Here is an 18,338-nt window from a genome sequence, read left to right as displayed (position 1 = left end):
ACACATCGGTGAACGAGGCTGGAAGTGTCTGAGACCCGGATCGATGCCGGTACCTACGAGGTCCTGCGGGACCGGCTGGCCGCGTCCGCCAGAACGCTGGCGGTGCGCGCGGAGGCGCTGAACGCGCGCCGCCAGGAGGTGTTCGGGTCGGCCGAACTGCGGCTCGCCGGCACCGACCGGATCAGCACCGGGCACGCCTGTGTGCCGTGCGACATCGCGCCCGTCGGCGAACGGCTGCTGTTCGGCGCCAACCCGGCGCCGGGCGGCCGGACGGACGGGCAGCCGGCGGTCGGCGAGGTGCTGAGCGTGCAGGGGGAGCCCGTCCCGGGGCTGCTCGACGACCCGCGCTTCGTCCGGGACTTCGACGAGCTGTACCGCTACTACCGGCAGACGCGGCTGACCCGGCTGCGCCCGCTGGACGGCAGGTTGCTGGCAGTCTTCCGGACCGGTCCCGCCGTCGACGACGTCCGCGTGCTGCGCTGGCGGCTGTCGGTGGACGGCTCCGCGACGTACGTCGACGCGCGCGGCGAGCGCGACCATGTGGTGCCGCCCACGCACGACTTCACCTGGACCGAAGCGACCCGCGAGGACCACGTCCCGGGCGCCCCCGCCACGACGGGCGTCCCTGGCACTGCCGGCGTTCCGGGTACTCCCGGCGTCCAGGCCCGTGAGCCGCACATCGCGCTGCCCGGCGGTGTCTCGGTCTCGGTGGCCGGCGGGACGCTCACCGTCAACGACCACACCGAGCCGGTGGACGAGCCGCTGCAGTCGCTGGCCGACGCGGAGGTGGCGTACGCGGTCGTCGGGCCGCTGCTCGTGCTGCGGGTCCGCCCGTACAAGGAGACGGCGTGGCGCCACCTGGTCGTCCACACCCGGACCGGGGACGTGGCGCGGCTGGACGCGATCGGGCAGGCGTGCCGCCGGCTGCCCGAGGAGCAGGGGATCATCTTCCCCGGCGGCTACTGCCTGGCCACCGGCGCGATGCGCACCTTCGACGATGCCGGTGACGTCGGCGACCTGGAGCCGGAGAGCGGCTTCGCCTTCGAGCGGCTGGTGCGCTCGGCGAACGGCGAGGACCTGCTCTACGTGTTCCACGCCGCCGCCACGGGACGCCGGCTGCTGCTCCCGTACAACATGATCAGCATGGCCGTGGCGACGCCGATCCGGACGCACGGCTACGCGCTGTTCGAGGACGGCACGCTCGTCACGATGCGGGCGGCCGGCGACGAGCCGACCCGGGTGCACCCGCTGCACCGCTGGCAGACCCCGTACCTCTCCGACAGCTACGCCGCCGCGCAGCCGGTCGGCACCGGACCGCTGGAGCGGATCGGCAACCCGGACCTGGTGCGCGGCATCTCCGACTGCCTCTCGGTGGCCGCCACCGTCGCCGACACCGCACCGGCCGCCGCCGTCTTCGCGGCGCTGGCCGCCCTGTGCGCGCGGGTCCTGGACCGCTACCACTGGCTCGGCGAAGCGGAGTCGGGGGATCTGCGCGGGCCGCTGCAGGAGGTGCGGAGCACTGCCGAGCAGGTGCTGGCCGAGTACGAGCAGGTGCAGTCGCTGACCGCGCGGGCGGCAGAGGCCGTGGAGGAGGCGGCGGCCCGGATCGCGTCGGTGGTGCGGCGGGCGCGCGGCGAGGCCCCGAAGTCGGCCGCCGACTGGGTGGACCAGCTGTCGGAACTGCGCGCCGGGCAGGGCAGGCTGGAGACGCTGCGCGAGCTGCGCTACGCCGACCGGGACCGTATCGGCGAGCTGGCGGCCGGCCTGGACGCCGACCTCACCGCCGCCGCGCACCGCGCCGTCGCGCACCTCTCCCGCGAGGACGCCTTCGCCGACTACCGGGAACGCGTCGAGCGCGCGGGCGCCGAGGCGGAGGTCATCGCGGTCGTCGCGGACGCGGTACCGGTCGCGGAACGGCTCGCCGAGCAGGCCGCCGCGCTGGAGACCGTCACCGGGATCGTCGGCACCCTGGAGATCGCCGACGCCACCGTCAGGACCGGCATCCTGGCGCGGATCGCGGACGTCCTCGGCGGTGTGAACCGGGCCCGCGCGCTCCTCGACGCCCGCCGCAGGGAACTCCTCACCAGTGAGGGCCGCGCCGAGTTCGCCGCGGAACTCGCCCTGCTCGCGCAGTCCGTCAGCAGCGCCCGCGCCGCCGCCGAAACGCCGGAGGCGTGCGACGAACAGCTCGGGCGGCTCCTCGTCCAGCTGGAGAACCTCGAAGCGCGGTTCGCCGAATGGGACGAGTACCTCGCCGAGCTGGGCACCCGGCGCGAGGAGATCCACGAGACCTTCTCCGCGCGCCGGCAGACCCTCACGGACGAACGGGCCCGGCGCACCGAGCGGCTGGCGGGGTCCGCCGCCCGCATCCTCGACGGCGTACGGCGCCGCGCGGCGGGCCTGGCGACCCTCGACGAGATCAACACCTACTTCGCGTCCGACCCCATGGCCGCCAAGGTCCGCAAGGTCGCGGACGAGCTGCGGGCCCTCGGCGACCCGGCGCGCGGCACCGAGCTCGACGGCCATCTCGCCGCCGCCCGCCAGGACGCGGGCCGCGCGCTGCGCGACCGCCTGGACCTGTACGACACGGGCGGCGCGGCCATCCGCCTCGGCCGGCACCGGTTCGCGGTCAACACCCAGCCCCTGGACCTCGCGCTGGTCCCGCACGAGGGCGGGCTCGCGTTCACCGTCACCGGCACCGACTACCGCGCGCCGGTGCGGGACGCTGCCTTCGCCGCCACCCGCCGCTTCTGGGACCGCCCGCTGGTCTCCGAGTCCCCCGACGTCTACCGCGCGGAGTACCTCGCGGCGACGCTGCTGCCGGAGGTCCCGCCGGGCGCGGACGACGGGGAACTGGCGGCCCTCGTCCGGGCCGCCGCCTCGTCCCGCCTGGACGAGGGCTATGAGCGCGGCGTCCACGACCACGACACCGTCACCCTGCTGCGCGCGCTGCTGGACCTGCACTCGACGGCCGGCCTGCTCCGCTACCCCTCCGCCGTCCGCGCCGCCGCGCAGCTCTTCTGGACGTACGGCCCGGACGCCGCTGCCCGCACGGCGTGGACCACCCGCGCCACGTCCCTGAGCCGGGCCCGCGGCCTGTTCGGACCCACTCCGGCTCTCGCCGATCTGGCGGAGGAACTGGCCGCCTGCGCGGGGGAGTTCCTGGCGGGGGCGGGTCTCGCCGATGTACCCCGGCCTCGCGACGGGCTCGGTCTCCTGGGCGAGTACCTCGTCGAGGAACTCGCCACGCCCCGGCAGGGGTTCATCGGCGGTGCGCCGGCACGGGTGCTGCGCGAGCGGTTCGCCGGGGCACTCGGCGGGCCGCAGGCCGTCCCGTACAAGGAGTTCACGGACGATCTGCAGGCGCTCGGCGGTGACTTGGCGGCCCGCTACCGTCTCGCGGAGGCCTGGCTGGGGAGCTTCGGCGGGGGCGAGGACCGGGCGGAGGCGGTGACCGCGCTGGTGTGCGGGGAGGAGCTGACGCGCTACGAGTCGGAGGCCGTCCTGTCGGCCACCGTCGACGGGCTGCTGGGCGCGCACCCGCGGATCGACGGCCGGTCCATGACCGTCCGGCTGGACGAAGTGCTCACCAGGACCGGGCGGTTCAGGACCGAGGAGGTACCGGCGTACCGCGCGTACCAGCACGACCGCGCCGCCCTCGTGGCGGCCGAGCGGGCGCGGCTGCGGCTGGAGGACTTCCGGCCGCGCGCGCTCAACGGGTTCGTGCGCAACGGACTGCTGGACGAGGTCCATCTGCCGCTGATCGGCGACAACCTCGCGAAGCAGCTCGGCACGGCGGGGACGACGGGCGCGGCGGGCGCCGGTGATGGGGAGAAGGCGGACCGGATGGGTCTGCTGATGCTCATGTCGCCGCCCGGCTACGGCAAGACGACGCTGATGGAGTACGTGGCGAGCCGCCTCGGCCTGGTGCTGGTGCGGGTCGACGGGCCCGCGCTCGGCAGTGCCGTCACGTCCCTCGACCCGGAGCGGGCACCGGACGCGACCGCCCGCCGCGAGGTCGAGAAGATCAACTTCGCGCTGGAGCTCGGAACCAACACGCTCCTGTACCTGGACGACATCCAGCACACGTCCCCGGAACTGCTGCAGAAGTTCATCCCGCTGTGCGACGCGCAGCGCCGGGTCGAGGGCGTACGGGACGGCCGGGCCCACAGCTACGACCTGCGCGGCAAGCGCTTCGCGGTGTGCATGGCGGGCAACCCGTACACGGAGTCGGGACGGGTCTTCCGCGTTCCCGACATGCTCGCCAACCGGGCCGACGTCTGGAACCTCGGCGACGCCGTGACCGGCCGCGAGGCGCTGTTCGCGCTCAGCTATCTGGAGAACGCCCTCACCTCGAACGAGGTGCTCGCCCCGCTGTCCACCCGGGACCGCGCGGACCTCGAACTGCTCGTCCGGCTCGCCGAGGGCGACCCGACCGCGCGCGCCGACCGCCTCGTCCACCCTTACGAACAGGGCGAGTTGGACCGAATCCTGGCCGTGCTGCGGCATCTGCTGCGGGTGCGCGGCACCGTCCTGGCGGTGAACGCGCAGTATATCGTCTCCGCCGGGCAGGCGGACGCGACGCGCACCGAACCGCCGTTCCTGCTGCAGGGCTCGTACCGCAACATGAACAAGCTGAGCGAGCGGATCGTGCCGGCCATGAACGAGGCCGAGGTGGAGGCCGTGATCGACGACCACTACCGCGCGGAGGCGCAGACGCTGGCGGGGGGCGCGGAGGCGGCGCTGTTGAAGCTCGCCGCACTCCGCGGCCGGCAGACCGCGGAGCAGGCGGCGCGCTGGGCCGAGGTGAAGGGTGCGACCGTGGTCTCTGCCGGCTCCGGCGCGGCCGCTATGCGGCTCTGAGCAGCGGCTTCAGCTTCGTGCCGCGCAGCCGCTCGACGGCCGGCGCGGCGCGGTGGGCGTGCAGTACGAGCGGCCGGGCGACCAGGGCGCCGACGATCACCCCGATGAGCACGTCGTGCGGGTAGTGCACCCCGATCCAGACCCGGGACGCGGCCATGAACAGCGCGGCGGGCACCGCGAGGTAGCCGAGACCGCGGTCGATGACGAGCAGGGCGACGGCGGCCGCCGCGGCGATGGCGGCGTGGTTGCTGGGGAAGGACCAGTCACCGGGCGCCGGGCAGGCCTCGATGGTGACGGCGCGCAGCGTCTGGCACGGCCGCTGTTCGTCGAAGACCATCTTGAGCACGTCGTTCACGGCGTAGGCGACGACGACGGCGACCGGCACGGACAGCGCCGTCGCCATCCGGGCCGCGTCGCCCTGCCGGGCGCGCCACCAGGCGACGAGCATGAGGACGGCGAACACCGCGAGCCCGTAGTCGCTCCACGCCTGGATCAGGGTGTCGACGGGTCGCGGTACGCGCTGGGCGAGAGCGGTGATCCAGGAGTAGAGACCCGCGTCGATGCCGGAGTTCACAGGCCCTCCGGTGCGTCGGCGGCGGGCCCCACCCCGGACCCTGTTCCGGACGCCCCTGTTCCGGTGCCGCCGCCCGCCCCGGCGCCGGCCCCGGCCGCCTTGACGCGGCTCCGTGAGCGGTACAGCTCCAGTGCGAGCGGGGTGAGCGAGACGATGACGATGAGCGCGACCATCGGCAGCAGGTACTTGTCCACGTGCGGCACCGAGGAGCCGAGCGCGTAGCCGCCGAGCACGAGGCCCACCGACCAGACGAGACCGCCGATGATCTGCCAGAGGGCGAAGGTGCGCGCGGGCACGTTCAGCACGCCGGCCATCGGGTTGAGCACGGTCCTGACGACCGGGACGAAGCGCGCGAGCACCACGGCCTTGGCGTGCCCGTACCGCTCCAGCAGCTCGGCGGCGCGGCCGACGCCGTCGTGCAGATGGGGATTGCGGATCCGGGCGAGCAGCGGCGGTCCGCCCCGCCGGCCGATCCAGTAGCCGGTCTGCGCACCGGCCAGCGCCCCCGCGGCGGCGGCGAGGAGGACCTGCCAGAGTGAGAGATGCACCACGTCCGACGCGCCGGGCACACACAGCAGACCGGCCGTGAACAGCAACGAGTCGCCGGGCAGGAAGAAGCCGATCAGCAGGCCGGTCTCCGCGAACAGCACGACGGCGATGCCGATCGCGCCGAACGTCGCCAGCAGGTCGTGGGCGTCCAGGACGTTGACCGCCAGCGGTGCTGCCTGGGGAACGGCGTCCAGCAGGGGTGTGGCGAGGGGCAGGGGCATTGGCGGAGGGCCCTCCCATAATGGGCTGCGGGGGCGAGCTGCGCCGCACCCGTCCGACTACAGTCGCGTAGACGGTCTACAGCACTGTAGACGAATCAGGTGGAAGGGGCGTTCCATGCCAGAGACACATCCGGCGCGTCGCCCGCCGGGCGAGCTGGAGGCGAGCGTCCTGGCGGCGCTGTGGGCCGCCGAAGGACCGCTCACCCCCGCCGACGTCCAGCGCGATCTCGGGAGTGCGCTCGCCCGCACCACGGTCACCACCATCCTCGCGCGGCTGCACGACAAGGGCGCCGTCGCCAGGAGCCGGTCCGGGCGCGGCTACGCGTACACCCCCACCCAGGACTCGCCGGGCCTCGCCGCCCGCCGGATGCGCACCGAGCTCGACAAGGAGGAGGACCGGGAGACCGTACTGGCCCGCTTCGTGTCGCAGCTGAGCCCCGACGACGAGCAGCTGCTGCGCGCCCTCCTGGACGACGCGGAGTCGGGTACGGACGCGGAGTCGGGTGCGGGGGAGGAGTCGGGTGTGGACGCGGCATCGGGTACGGGGGAGGGGGGCGGTTCCCGGTGAACCCCGATCTCGTGCCACCGCTGCTGATGCCGCTGCTCGCGGTCCCCGTCGCCCGCCGGCTCGCGGCGTCCCTCGCACCGCGCTCCGCCGCCTGGCTGCTGGCCTGCACGGCCGCCGTCCTGGCCGCGAGCAGCACCCTGGCCCTGGTCCTGCTGGCCGCCCAGGGCGCGCTGCTGCTGCCTCCGGTCGCCGCCCTGGGCCATCTCACGCTGCCGCTGCTCACCGCCGGTACCGACGGGCTCGGCGGCTTCGCCGGACTCGGCAGCGCCGGCCTGACCGTTCCCGCCGCGTGTGTCGCGGCGGTGCTGCTCGCCGTCTGCGCGGGGGCCGTGACCCTCGCCGGCCACCGCTTCCGCGCCGAGATGGCCCGGGCCCGCGCCGCCACCGGCACCTGTGTGGCCTCCGGCGAGCTCGCCGTCCTCCAGGACAGCGACCCCGACGCGTACGCCCTGCCGGGGCGCCCCGGCAGGATCGTCGTCACCACCGGCATGCTGCGCGCCCTTCGGCCCGGCGAGCGCGAGGCGCTGCTCGCCCACGAGCGGGCGCACCTGGCCGGCCACCACCACCGCTTCATCGTCGTCGCCGCGCTCGCCGCCACCTGCCATCCGCTGCTGCGCGGGCTGCGGGCGCCGCTCTCGTACGCGCTGGAGCGCTGGGCCGACGAGTCCGCCGCGTCCGCCGTCGGCGACCGCCGGCTCGCGGCCCGCGCGGTCGGCCGCGCCGCCCTGGCGGCCCGCACGACCGGCTCGGCCCGCCCCAGCGCCGCGCTCGCCGCCACCACGGGCCCCGTCCCACGCCGCGTCGCGGCGCTCCTGCACGTCACACCGCCGGCCGGACTGCGGCAGGCCCGTGGCCGGCGCTTCGTGGCCGCCCTCCTCGCCGGCTGTCTCCTGCTGTCCGCGGCGGCGGCCGTCGAGGCCGCCACCGACCTCCACGAGAGCGTGGAGATCGCCCAGGGCGAGTAGCTCCCGGTTCTCCCGCTCCCGGTTCTCCCGCTCCCGGCTCTCCCGCAGAATGGGAGACCGGGTGGGAGAGCTGAAGGGCGAGGCGGCGGACGTGGCGGAGAACGACGTGGCAGACGTGATCGAGCGGGCGTACCTCCGCGCGCTCAACGCGGCGGACGCCGACGCCGAGGACGCCGTCGACCTCAGCGCCTCGGCCCTGGCCGCCGCCGGCTCCGGTCCCGCCGCCTCGGGAGCCGCTTCCGCCGCGAACGACGCGCTGCTCGCGCTCACCGACCGGCTCGTACGGTCCTGCTGGACCCGCGGCTGGCAGCCCGCCGACGTGGTGCGTATCGCGCGCCGCAGGCTCACGGACGGGCACGCCCGCCTCGCCGCCGACCTGATCACCGCCGAGGCCCGCACGGCCCCCGCGGCGGCCGCGTCCAAGGACCCGCGCTGGGCCGCCCAGCTCGCCGAGCTGGCGGCGGCCGGCCCGTGGAACGGCGACGGCACGCTCCTCGCCGCCCACGGCCGCCGCGAACGGCTCGACGGCTTCTCCGCCGCCGTCTCCGTCATGGAACTGCTGCGGCTGCTCGGACGGCTGCCCCGCATCACGCCGGTGGCGGCGCCCACGGCGGCCTGCGCAGCCGCCCACCGCCACGCGGCCCCGCTGCTCGGCCGGATCCGCGCCCTGCTCGCCAAGGCCGAATCCACCGACTTCCCGGAGGAGGCCGAGGCCCTCAGCTCGAAGGCCCAGCAACTGATGGCCCGGCACAGCATCGACGAGGCCCTCATCGCCTCGGACGCGGGCGCGGGCGGCTCCGACGGTCCGGGAGCCTGCCGTATCGGCATCGACCAGCCCTACGAGGGCGCCAAGGCGCTGCTCCTCGACGCCGTGGCGGCGGCCAACCGCTGCCAGGCGGTGTGGGCGGGCGACGTCGGCTTCTCGACGGTCGTCGGTTTCGAGCCCGACCTGGAGGCCGTCGAGCTGCTCTACACCTCGCTGCTCGTCCAAGCGGACGCCGCCATGCTGCGCACCGCGAAGGGTGCGGGGAACGGCTCGGGGAACGGCTCGGGGAAGGGCCGCAACGGCAAGGCCCGGCACGGTGGTTCGCGCTCCAAGGACTTCCGGCAGTCCTTCCTCATCGCCTACGCCGGCCGTATCCGCGAACGCCTCGCCGACGCCACCGAGCAGGCCACCCACGCCCCCGACCTCCCGGCGGAACGCCTGCTGCCGGCTCTCGCCGCGCGGGATGTCGCGGTCCGCGACACCACCACCCGCATGTTCCCCACCACCACCTCGCACCGGCTCAAGGGCCGCGACCACGAAGGCTGGACGCACGGCACCGAGGCGGCCGACCGCGCCGTACTCGGCGGCCGCCAGTAGCGCTTTCCGAGCCCGTTCGGTCCGTCGGTCCGTCAGCCCGTCAGCCCGTCAGGTGCCGTGCCTGCGTCACCGCCTGGGAGAGGTCCCGGACGGCCGGGTCCTCGGTGCTGCTCGCCAGGGTGGTGGCGTGCTCGGCGAGGACCGGCAGCTCCGGGGCGCCGGGGAGGCGGTCGGCGTCGCCGCGGTTGCGCAGCCAGTCGGCGAAGTAGGCCGCCAGGGCGTCGACCTGCAGCCGCTTCGGGGCGGCGGTCCAGAGCGGGGACGTGAGCGCGGCGGCCTCGATCGTGCCGGACTGCTCGTGCGGAGCCCGGGTGGACGGGTCGAGCCACCGGACGGTGGCGGTGGCGACGTGGCCCGAGGCACCGGGCTTGAGGTGGACCGAGTACAGGGCCGTGACGGTGTGCCCGGGGCCGACCTCGCCGCCGTCCACCGCGTCGTTGCGGAAGTCCCCGTTGGCGACGGTCCGGTCGTCGAAGCCGATCAGCCGGTACTCGCTGACGGTCTGCGGGTCGAAGGCGACCTGCGCCTTGGCGTCGCGGGCCCTGAGGTCCACATTGGCGGGCAGTTGCTCGGTGAAGAGCCTGCGGGCCGCTTCGGGCTCCGAGACGTAACTCGTGTGCCCGTCGCCCTTGTCGGCGAGCTGTTCCATCAGCTTGTCGCCGTACTGGCTGCCCACGCCCACCCCGAACAGCGTGATGCCGTGGTCGTGCCGGGCCGTCCCGATCCGGTCGAGGATCGCGGCGGCGGTGGTGTCACCGGAGTTGGCGAGGCCGTCGGAGAGCAGCACGACGCGGTTGGTGACGCCGGGCCGTGCGGCCTTGACCGCCTCGTTGTAGCCCGCCTGCACGCCTGCGGCGAGGTTGGTCTCGTCGCGCGGCTCCAGGCCGTCGACGACCGAGTGGATCCGGCCGCGGCTCTCGACCCTGCCCAGCCGGGTCATCGGCAGTTCCACCCGCGCCTCGCCGCTGAAGGTGACGATGGCGAGGGAGTCCTCCGGGCGCAGCGAGTCGATGGAGCTGCCGAGCGCCTGCTTCACGAGGTCGAGCCTGCCGGGCTCGGCCATCGAGCCGGAGACGTCCACGACGAACGTCATGGCGGCGGGCGGCCGGCTCCCGCTCTGCGCGGAGCGGGTCGCCAGGCCGACGCGCAGCAGCGACCAACTGCCCTCGCTGTCGGTGCCCTTGACGTCGTTCGGGGTGTCGTTCTTGGTGTAGATGCCCTCGCCGTCCGTGCGGGCGCCGTCGGTGGTGACGGTGAATCCGTCGCCCTCGGGCTGCGGGTAGTCCTGCCGGAAGCTGTTGACGAACTCCTCCTGGCGCACGGTCTCGGGGGCCGGCAGCCGGCCGCCGGCCAGGGTGCGTCGGGCGTAGCCGTACGAGGCGGTGTCGACGTCCAGCGCGAAGGTGGACAGATAGCTGGGCACCGCCTGGCTGTGCTTCTGCGCTTCGCCGGAGCTGTCCTTGGCCGCTCCGTCCGGGGCCGCCGACGCGGCCGGTCCGCCGTTCAGGTTCGGCGGTGCGGGCGCCGGTCGTACGGGGGCTCGGTCGGCGCTGCCGTTCCGCGACGCGTCGGGGGTTCCGCTGCTGCACCCGGCGAGCAGCAGCCCGCCGGCGACCGCCGCCGCCACGGCGACCCGGCGCGCGTTCCCGGCCCGCTTCCCCGCCCGCTTGCCGTCCTGCGTTACGGAACGCGTCCCGTCCTGCGTTCCGGAGCGCGTCCCGTACCCCTTGCCGTACCGCTGCTCGTACCGCTTCATGCGATTCCCCCACGGACTCGTCGGCCTTTGCCCCTGTGACGAACGCCGGCCCGTGACGGAGGCATCGGAGGAATTGCGGAAGCGTCTCGATGGGGCAACGGCCGGTCGGTATGCCCCGGGTCGTCCGGGAGTGGGCCCGGTACTCCGCCCGCGGACCCCGTTTCCCGCCCGGCGGATCCGGCCGGACGAGTCTCCGCCCACTAGTAGACACGGCGTCAACAAGCTGCCATCGTGACCGCCATGTCGCAGCGATGGGTCACGGCCTCGGACGGCGTCCGGCTGGCCGTCTACGAACACGGCGAACCGGCCGCACCGACGGTCGTGTGCGTGCACGGCTTCCCCGACGACCACGGTGTCTGGGACGGCGTCGTGCGGCGCCTCGCGGACCGCTTCCACGTGGTGACGTACGACGTGCGCGGCTCCGGGGCCTCCGGCGTACCGCGCAGGAACCAGGACTACCGGCTCCCGCAGCTCGCCGCCGACCTCACCGCCGTCGCCGACGCCGTCAGCCCGGACGCGCCCGTGCACGTCCTGGCGCACGACTGGGGCTCCGTGCAGAGCTGGCACACGGTGACCGTGCCGGCGACCGCCCACCGCTTCGCGTCGCTGACCTCGATCTCCGGCCCGGACCTGGACCACACCGGCCGCTGGTTCCGGGCGCAGCTACGCCCGAGCCCGCGCAAGCTCCGGCACTTCACCCGGCAGTCGCTCGCCTCCGGCTACGTGGGCTTCTTCCATCTGCCCGGCATCGCGGAACTCGCCTGCCGCGCGGGACTCCTCGACGCGGTGACCAAGGCCGCGCAGCGGCTGGAGACGGGTGAGCCGCCGGCCGGCTACGGCCCGGGACTGGCCGCCCGCAACCGTGCGGGACTCAAGCTCTACCGGGCCAATGTGCTGCCCCGCACCCTCCGGCCCCGGACCCGCCACGCCGCGCTGCCCGCGCAGGTCCTCGCGCCCCGGCGGGACATGTTCGTGCTCGTGCCGTGGCAGACCGAGATCACCGACTGGGCGCCGGACACCGAGATCCACATCGTGGACGGCGGGCACTGGCTGCCCGCGTTCCGCCCCGATCTGGTCGCGGAGTTCACGGCACGGCTCATCGACCGGATCGACCGGACGCCGGGCGTGACGACGCCCGAGCGGACCGCCGCAAGGACGACCGCCGCACGGAAGGCAGGGCAGGAATGACCGCGACCGAACCGGACAACCTGGTTCTCACCCCCCGCGATGTCCAGTGGGACTGGACGGGCCTGCCGATGCACTACATCGACGGCGACCCGTTCACCACGCACTTCGCGAACGTGCTGAACATCCTGCTGCCCGAGGGCGAGGACTGGTTCATCACGGTCTTCCAGCAGGCCGTCCCGATGATCAAGGACGACCGGCTGCGCGAGGACGTCATCGGGTTCATCGGCCAGGAGGCGACGCACTCCGCCTCGCACCAGACCGTCCTCACGCACTTCAGGAAGGTCGGCTTCGACACCTCGCCCTACACCGACCAACTGCGCTGGTTCTTCAGCAAGATGCTCGGCGACCGGGAGCTGACCGGGAAGAAGGCGCAGGGCTGGATCATCGACCGGATCGCGATCATCGCGGCGATCGAGCACGTCACCGCGTACCTCGGTGACTGGATCCTCAACGCCGAAGCGATCGACCGCACCGACCACAACCCCGAGATCCTCGACCTGTACCGCTGGCACGGCGCGGAGGAGGTCGAACACCGCGCGGTCGCCTACGACCTGTTCACGCACCTCGACGGCCGCTACCGCAACCGCGTCCGCGCCCATGTCGTCGCCTTCCCCGTCCTCGTCTACTGGTGGGTCCGGGGCCTGCGCTACCTGATGGCCGCCGACCCCGAGCGCATCGCGGGCCGCGACAAGCCGCGCTTCCGCGACTGGTTCCGGGCCTCGCGCAAGGGCGTGCTGCCGAGCCCGAAGAGCCTGGTGCGGCTGTACTTCGGCTATCTGCGCCCCGGCTACCACCCCTCGCAGTACGGCTCGACGACCCAGGCCGTCGCCTACCTCGCCGCCTCGCCCGCCGCGCGCGCCGCCCACCGCTGACCTGTTCCACTCGTCGAAGGACCGAACGTGAGCACCGAGACAGAGACCGGGACAGAGACCAGGACCGGGTCACGGACCAGGACCGGAGCCGGGACCGGGGACGACCTGCGGACGCCGCCACCACGCAGCGCCACCGACCCGCGCCCGGACCCGATCCTCGCCCTGCTGGCGCGCGTCACACCCTTCCTGCTGTGGCAGAGCGCCCGCCGCAAGCGCCGCGAGCCACGCCCGGTCGACCGCTCGCTGCGGCTCGTCGTCACCGAGGTGCGGCAGGAGGCCGAGGACGTCGTCAGCCTGCGCTTCACAGCAGCTGACGGCAGCCCGCTGCCGGGCTGGCACCCGGGTTCGCATCTGGACCTCGACCTGCCGTCGGGGCGCCGCCGCCAGTACTCCCTCTGCGGCGACCCCGCCGACCGGACCACGTACCGGATCGCCGTACGGCGCCTCGCGCACGGCGACGGCGGCTCCCGCGAGATCCACGAGACGCTGACCCCCGGCACCGAACTGCGCGCCCACGGCCCGCGCAACGCCTTCGCCTACGCACCGGGCGGCGCCTGCCTGTTCATCGCGGGCGGCATCGGCATCACCCCGATCCTCCCCATGGTCCGCGCCGCCGCCGCGGCGGGCGCCGACTGGCGGCTCGTCTACACCGGCCGCAGCCGCGCGACCCTGCCGTTCCTCGACGAGATCGACGCCATCGGCGCGATGGCCGGTGCCTCCGGCCGGGTCACCGTCCGCACCGACGACACGGACGGCATCCCCACCCCCGAACAACTGCTGTCCGGAGCGGGCCGCGGCACCTCCGTCTACTTCTGCGGACCCCCGCCCCTCATCACCGCCGTGCGCGACGCGTTCCCCACGACCGGCGCCGGCGGCCTCCACTTCGAGCGCTTCGCGGCGGCCCCGGTCGTCGACGGCACCCCCTTCGAACTCCAACTCGGCCCCGACGGCCCGGTCCTCCCCGTCCCCGCCGACCGCTCCGCCCTCTCCGTCCTCGCCGAACAGCGCCCCGAAACCGGCTACTCCTGCCGCCAGGGCTTCTGCGGCACCTGCCGCCTCCCGGTCCTGGCGGGCGAAGTGGCCCACGCGGGCAGCCCGACGGCCCGCCGCACGGACACGAACATGCTGATCTGCGTCTCCAGGGCAGCGTCCGAGGGCGGCAGGATCACGCTCGACGTGTAGGCCTCGGTGCGGCCGGGGCCGGGATGCGGATGTGCAGCAAGGTGGGGCCGCCCGGTGGGCTGGTGACGTCGAGGGTGCCGGCCACGACGGAGACACGGTCGGCGAGGCCGGTGAGACCCGTGCCGCCCTGCTTCGCGGGGTCTGCCGGAGGCCCGGCCGGCCGGCCGGCGCCGCCGCGTCCGTTGTCGTGGATCCGTACGTCGAGGTGGGTGCCGTCGTGGCCGCCGGTCACGGTGGCGCGGGTGGCGCCGCTGTGTTTGGCGACGTTGGCCAGGGCCTCGCAGACCGCGAAGTAGGCGGCGGTCTCGACGGCGTCGGGCAGTCGGCCCGGGAGGTCGAAGGAGACGTCGACGGGCACCGGGGAGCGGTCGGCGGCGTCGGCGACGGCGTCGGGCAGGCCGCGGTCGGTGAGGATCTGCGGGTGGATGCCGTTGATGAGTTCGCGCAGTTCGGTGAGGACCTGGCCGGCTTCCCGGTGCGCGACCGCCAGTTGCCCGGCGAGCCGGCTGCCGGGCGGCGCGTCGAGACGGGCCAGGCCGAGCGTCATGGAGAGCGCCACGAGACGCTGCTGCGCACCGTCGTGCAGATCGCGTTCGATGCGGCGCCGTTCGGCCTCGAAGGCGTCGACGAGCCGGACCCGCGAGTCGGTGAGCTCGGTGATCCGCCGCTGTGAGCTGTCGTCGCCGGGCACCAGCAGGAAACGGGCGAGCTCGGCCCGTACCCCGGCGAACGCCGTCAGCGGATAGGAGAAGGCGACCAGCAGCACGGCCCCGAGGAGCGCGAGCGCCCAGGCGTTGCCGTACGAGTCGATGTGCAGCGTCTTGAGCACGTGCACCTCGCCCTCGGTGGCCAGTAGTGCGGGCGTGGCCATCAGCGCACCGGGAACGGCGAGGGCGAACCCGAGGACGAGCAGATCGCACCAGCACAGGACGAACGCGGTGAGCACCGTGTAGCCCAGCTCCCACCACGTGGCGCGCTCCCGGAACCGCAGCCGCGCCCAGGCCGTGAGGCCGGTGCGGTCCGGGGTCCGGTGCGGGCTGGGCGCGGGCCGGGGGTCGATCCAGCGCATCCTGCGGCGTTCCAGCGCACCGAACGGCAGGCCCGCCAGGGCGAGTGCGGCCAGCAGTGGCAGCCCGACGAGGACGAGCGCGAGCGATCCGCCGACGGCCGTGCCCAGGACCAGGACGGCACACGTGACGGCGCCCGCGAGTCCGCCGGTGAGGAGATACGCCGCGGACCGCCACGGCCGGCCGGACAGGACGAACGCGGGGTCGGCCATCGCCTGCCAGGCGCTCGGGAGCGGGCGCGGGCGCGGAAGTGGAGTTGCGTTCTGCGTGTTCAGGGGCTGCACCCGGCCACGGTAGGCGCCGGGGCGGGACGGGCGCGGTAGTGCCAGCCCTACTCCTGCCCTACTTCTGCTCTACTCCTGCTCTACTCCTCCGCGACCGCCGCCTCGGGAGGTCCCGGCGGCTCAGGTGGCTCCGCCCGCCGCTCGTCCCGCAGTTCGGACAGCACGCCGAAGGCGGCCGCCGCCACCGGTACGGCCATCAGGGTGCCGAGCAGTCCGCCCGCCGCCGCGCCCGCCGTGACGGCGAGCATCACGGCGGCCGGGTGCAGCCGGACCGTACGGCTCTGGACCACGGGTTGCAGCACCGCGCCCTCGATCGTCTGCACGGCGAGGATCACCCCGAGCGTCCACAGCGCGGTCCCCAGCCCCTGGTCGGCGAAAGCGACGAGCACCGCGACCGTTCCGGACAGGAAGGCACCCACGTAGGGCACGTACGCGCCGACGAAGACCAGCACGGCGAGCCCCGGAGCGCCGGGTACGCGCAGGGCGGCGAGCCCGATCAGGATGAACGCCGCATCGATCGCGGCGATGATCGTCGTACCCCGCATGTAGCCGGACATCGCGGCGAACGCGCGCCGCCCGACCCATAGCAGTCGTTCCGCCACAGGGCCCGGCAGCGCCGTGCGGACCGCGCCCGGCAACCGGTCGCCGTCACGCAGCAGGAAGAACAGCATCGCGAGCATCAGCACGAGCCCCATGAGGAGTTGCGCCGCCACACCCAGCCCGCTGACGAAGCCCTTGGCCACCGCACCGCCCAGCTGCGCGCCGAGGCTGTTGAGTCCCTGCGCGGCGCTGTTCATCGTGTCGCCGGCCGAGCCGAGATCGTCGGCGAGCCGCTGACCCGCCTCTTCGAGGGAGGCGGAGAGCTGGGCGGCGTTGGTCACCAGGGTGTGGACCATCACCCACCCGGCGAAGACGACGACCGCGATCAGGACCACACAGGTCAGCGCCGCCGCCGCGGCCCGGGGCAGCCCGCGCGCCACGAGCTGCCGGGCGAACGGCCCGAGCAGCGCGGCGCCCAGCAGCGCGAGGAGTACGGGGACGACGGCCGCGCGCAGTTCGACGCACACCCACAGCCCGAGCGCGACGACGGCGGCGCCCAGCAGGATCGCCGCGCACCACCGCGCCATGCGCAGGACCGGAGCCGGGAGCGCCTCGCGCTGGTCGTCCATACGGAGATCTTCACGCGATTCATCCGTACGTCGCATGTTGTGGCGCACCTGGCCCAACCGCGCCGACTCACCCCCCTGAGGACCGGCCCACCACCGGTCCGGTCAGTGGTAGCTGACGGCCAGTACGGCCATGTCGTCCGTACCGCGGCCGCCGGACCACTCCTCGACGTCGCACACCAGCGCGTCGATCACCTCCTGCGGACCTTGGAACGGCCCGCGGCCGGCCAGTCGTACGACGGGGTCGTAGAACACCCCGGCCTTGTCGCGGGCCTCCGTCACCCCGTCGGTGACCAGCAGCAGGGTGCCGCCGGGCGGCAGCGGGTGGGCGTCCGGCGCCGAGCGGGAGCCGTTGAGCCCGCCCATGCCGAGCGGCAGATCCGGCTCGGCGGCGTCCAGGGCCGACACCGTGCCGCCGACCAGCAGATACGGAGCGGGGTGGCCGCGGTTGAGCAGCCGAAGCGTGCGGCAGTCCGCGGAGAACTCGGCGAGCAGCGCCGTCGTGAAGCCCTCCGTCTGGTCCTCACCCGCCCGGCGGACCCCTTCGCGGATCAGCGAGTGCTCCAGCCGTTCCGCCAACTCCGGCAGGTCGGCCGCCCACTCGGCGGCCTCCCGGAAGGCGCCGAGCAGCACCGACACCGCCCCGACCGCGCCCAGCCCCTTGCCGCGCACATCGCCGATCAGCAGCCGGGTGCCGAACGGGGTGTCCTCGACGGCGTAGACATCGCCGCCGATCCGCGCCTCGCTCTGCGCGGCGCGGTAGCGGACCGCGATGTCCAGCGGGCCCATCCGCTCGGGCGGGGTGGGCAGGATGGCGCGCTGGGCGGCCTCCGCCACCGTCCGCACGGTGGCCAGGCTCCGGCCGTAGCGGTCGATCAGCCGGTTCACGCCGAGGCCGATGAGACCCGCGAGGAACACGTTGGCGATCTCGGCGGCGCCCAGGACGTGGCCGAAGGACCCGTGCCACACCGTCAGCCCGACCATCGCCCCGAGGGAGACGGCGGAGAGCAGCAGAGTGGAGCCGAACGAGAGCGTCGCCCCGGCCGCCACGCAGGCCACGGCGAGCAGCGGTCCGCCGTGGTAGTCGACGGGGGTGAGGAGGTCGAAGCAGACGCCGATCAGGACGACGGCCAGCGGGACGAAGCGGACGGGGACGGGCCAGCGGCCGGAAAGGCGGTCCACGCGCTTCCTCCGTCATCACTCACACGTCTTCGCTTGCACGCCGTCGCTCGCAGACCATGGCTCCAGCGCATCCACCGGAACACGGTCGAGTACATGATCTTATGTCCGCTTTTGCGGGAATGCGGAGTGGCGGCCCTTCGGGCACCGTGGACGGAAGGACGGAACGTACACGCCGCCCCCCACCGCCCCTCACTACGCCGGGAGAACGCCATGACCGACCGTACGTACCGCGTGACCGAGATCGTGGGCACCTCGCACGAAGGCATCGACGCCGCGATCCGCAACGGGATCCACCGGGCGTCGCAGACGCTCCGCGCTCTCGACTGGTTCGAGATCACCCAGGTGCGCGGCCACATCGTGGACGGCGAGATCGAGCACTACCAGGTGGGGCTGAAGGTCGGATTCCGGCTGGAGGACTCCGAATAGCGCAAGCGGCGAGGAGACACCGAAGAGCGCCGGGCAGCAGGGAAGGGCGCGGGCGGGCGCGGGAGGACGACAGGGCCGTGACCGCCACCGGGAGACCGTCCCGGGATCCGGC

General features: G+C 74.0%; 14 protein-coding genes. 8 read left to right on the top strand and 6 right to left on the bottom strand.

What is annotated here, in order from left to right; all coding sequences use genetic code 11:
• The first annotated feature begins 24 nt into the window (after positions 1 to 24).
• Positions 25 to 4,863, top strand: coding sequence for a DNA repair ATPase (locus tag C8250_RS20830; RefSeq protein WP_244809242.1), 4,839 nt, complete (start codon positions 25 to 27; stop codon positions 4,861 to 4,863).
• On the opposite strand, the gene C8250_RS43575 is transcribed toward C8250_RS20830, so the two are convergent.
• Both C8250_RS43575 and C8250_RS43570 read right to left on the bottom strand, forming a co-directional pair.
• Positions 4,850 to 5,437 (bottom strand): phosphatase PAP2 family protein, encoded by a 588-nt coding sequence (locus tag C8250_RS43575; RefSeq protein ID WP_244809240.1) that lies wholly within the window; start codon positions 5,435 to 5,437, stop codon positions 4,850 to 4,852. The two genes, C8250_RS20830 and C8250_RS43575, sit on opposite strands and share 14 nt — an antisense overlap.
• Entirely contained in the window at positions 5,434 to 6,207 is a 774-nt protein-coding gene (locus C8250_RS43570; RefSeq protein WP_232485926.1) for a DedA family protein, read from the bottom strand. Before C8250_RS43570 ends, C8250_RS43575 begins: the two co-directional genes overlap by 4 nt.
• A 115-nt stretch (positions 6,208 to 6,322) precedes the next feature.
• Here C8250_RS43570 and C8250_RS20820 point away from each other — a divergent pair, with 115 nt between their 5' ends.
• The 3 genes from C8250_RS20820 (at position 6,323) to C8250_RS20810 (ending at position 9,103) form a co-directional block, all read left to right on the top strand.
• Complete coding sequence (locus C8250_RS20820; protein ID WP_138355853.1) at positions 6,323 to 6,775, top strand: BlaI/MecI/CopY family transcriptional regulator; 453 nt, start codon at positions 6,323 to 6,325, stop codon at positions 6,773 to 6,775.
• Positions 6,772 to 7,740, top strand: coding sequence for a M56 family metallopeptidase (locus tag C8250_RS20815; RefSeq protein WP_244809238.1), 969 nt, complete (start codon positions 6,772 to 6,774; stop codon positions 7,738 to 7,740). The genes C8250_RS20820 and C8250_RS20815 overlap by 4 nt, the downstream gene beginning before the upstream one ends.
• Before the next feature lie 61 nt (positions 7,741 to 7,801).
• Complete coding sequence (locus tag C8250_RS20810; RefSeq protein ID WP_244809236.1) at positions 7,802 to 9,103, top strand: DUF2786 domain-containing protein; 1,302 nt, start codon at positions 7,802 to 7,804, stop codon at positions 9,101 to 9,103.
• A gap of 40 nt (positions 9,104 to 9,143) precedes the next feature.
• Here the strand turns inward: C8250_RS20810 and C8250_RS20805 are convergent, their stop codons facing one another.
• Positions 9,144 to 10,859, bottom strand: a complete 1,716-nt coding sequence (locus tag C8250_RS20805; protein WP_138355855.1) for a von Willebrand factor type A domain-containing protein — start codon at positions 10,857 to 10,859, stop codon at positions 9,144 to 9,146.
• A 240-nt stretch (positions 10,860 to 11,099) separates the two neighbouring features.
• On the opposite strand from C8250_RS20805, the gene C8250_RS20800 reads away from it, so the two are divergent.
• The 3 genes from C8250_RS20800 to C8250_RS20790 are packed head-to-tail and all read left to right on the top strand — an operon-like array spanning position 11,100 to position 14,101.
• On the top strand, positions 11,100 to 12,047 hold the full coding sequence (locus C8250_RS20800; protein ID WP_138355856.1) for an alpha/beta fold hydrolase: 948 nt from the start codon (positions 11,100 to 11,102) through the stop codon (positions 12,045 to 12,047).
• Positions 12,044 to 12,919 carry a metal-dependent hydrolase gene (locus C8250_RS20795; RefSeq protein ID WP_138355857.1) on the top strand — a complete coding sequence of 292 codons (876 nt, stop codon included), beginning with the start codon at positions 12,044 to 12,046 and terminating at the stop codon, positions 12,917 to 12,919. The genes C8250_RS20800 and C8250_RS20795 overlap by 4 nt, the downstream gene beginning before the upstream one ends.
• A gap of 27 nt (positions 12,920 to 12,946) precedes the next feature.
• The gene (locus C8250_RS20790; RefSeq protein ID WP_198358825.1) at positions 12,947 to 14,101 is read left to right on the top strand and encodes a PDR/VanB family oxidoreductase; all 1,155 of its coding nucleotides are present in this window, start codon (positions 12,947 to 12,949) and stop codon (positions 14,099 to 14,101) included.
• Here C8250_RS20790 and C8250_RS20785 read toward each other — a convergent pair.
• The 3 genes from C8250_RS20785 to C8250_RS20775 all read right to left on the bottom strand — a co-directional run bounded on the left by C8250_RS20785 (position 14,085) and on the right by C8250_RS20775 (position 17,800).
• Positions 14,085 to 15,380 carry a sensor domain-containing protein gene (locus C8250_RS20785; RefSeq protein ID WP_138355917.1) on the bottom strand — a complete coding sequence of 432 codons (1,296 nt, stop codon included), beginning with the start codon at positions 15,378 to 15,380 and terminating at the stop codon, positions 14,085 to 14,087. The genes C8250_RS20790 and C8250_RS20785 overlap by 17 nt on opposite strands.
• 152 nt (positions 15,381 to 15,532) lie before the next feature.
• On the bottom strand, positions 15,533 to 16,621 hold the full coding sequence (locus tag C8250_RS20780) for an AI-2E family transporter (RefSeq protein ID WP_138355858.1): 1,089 nt from the start codon (positions 16,619 to 16,621) through the stop codon (positions 15,533 to 15,535).
• 102 nt (positions 16,622 to 16,723) lie between these two features.
• Positions 16,724 to 17,800 (bottom strand): PP2C family protein-serine/threonine phosphatase, encoded by a 1,077-nt coding sequence (locus tag C8250_RS20775; protein WP_138355859.1) that lies wholly within the window; start codon positions 17,798 to 17,800, stop codon positions 16,724 to 16,726.
• Positions 17,801 to 18,010: 210 nt separating this feature from the next.
• Between C8250_RS20775 and C8250_RS20770 the strand changes: the two genes are divergently transcribed.
• Positions 18,011 to 18,226 (top strand): dodecin, encoded by a 216-nt coding sequence (locus tag C8250_RS20770; protein ID WP_138355860.1) that lies wholly within the window; start codon positions 18,011 to 18,013, stop codon positions 18,224 to 18,226.
• The last annotated feature ends 112 nt before the right edge of the window (positions 18,227 to 18,338 follow it).

The organism is Streptomyces sp. So13.3, from assembly GCF_005860785.2.
Taxonomy (GTDB): domain Bacteria; phylum Actinomycetota; class Actinomycetes; order Streptomycetales; family Streptomycetaceae; genus Actinacidiphila; species Actinacidiphila fildesensis.
The sequence above is the reverse complement of the archived record's forward strand: the minus strand, read 5'-3'. Positions and strand labels throughout refer to the sequence as shown.

Excerpts from the sequence above, each read along its gene's own strand:
- C8250_RS20820 (WP_138355853.1), top strand. The coding sequence starts at position 6,323 with ATGCCAGAGACACATCCGGCGCGTCGCCCGCCGGGCGAGCTGGAGGCG.
- C8250_RS20800 (WP_138355856.1), top strand. The coding sequence starts at position 11,100 with ATGTCGCAGCGATGGGTCACGGCCTCGGACGGCGTCCGGCTGGCCGTC.
- C8250_RS20785 (WP_138355917.1), bottom strand. The coding sequence starts at position 15,380 with ATGGCCGACCCCGCGTTCGTCCTGTCCGGCCGGCCGTGGCGGTCCGCG.
- C8250_RS20780 (WP_138355858.1), bottom strand. The coding sequence starts at position 16,621 with ATGGACGACCAGCGCGAGGCGCTCCCGGCTCCGGTCCTGCGCATGGCG.
- C8250_RS20795 (WP_138355857.1), top strand. The coding sequence starts at position 12,044 with ATGACCGCGACCGAACCGGACAACCTGGTTCTCACCCCCCGCGATGTC.
- C8250_RS20770 (WP_138355860.1), top strand. The coding sequence starts at position 18,011 with ATGACCGACCGTACGTACCGCGTGACCGAGATCGTGGGCACCTCGCAC.
- C8250_RS43570 (WP_232485926.1), bottom strand. The coding sequence starts at position 6,207 with ATGCCCCTGCCCCTCGCCACACCCCTGCTGGACGCCGTTCCCCAGGCA.
- C8250_RS20805 (WP_138355855.1), bottom strand. The coding sequence starts at position 10,859 with ATGAAGCGGTACGAGCAGCGGTACGGCAAGGGGTACGGGACGCGCTCC.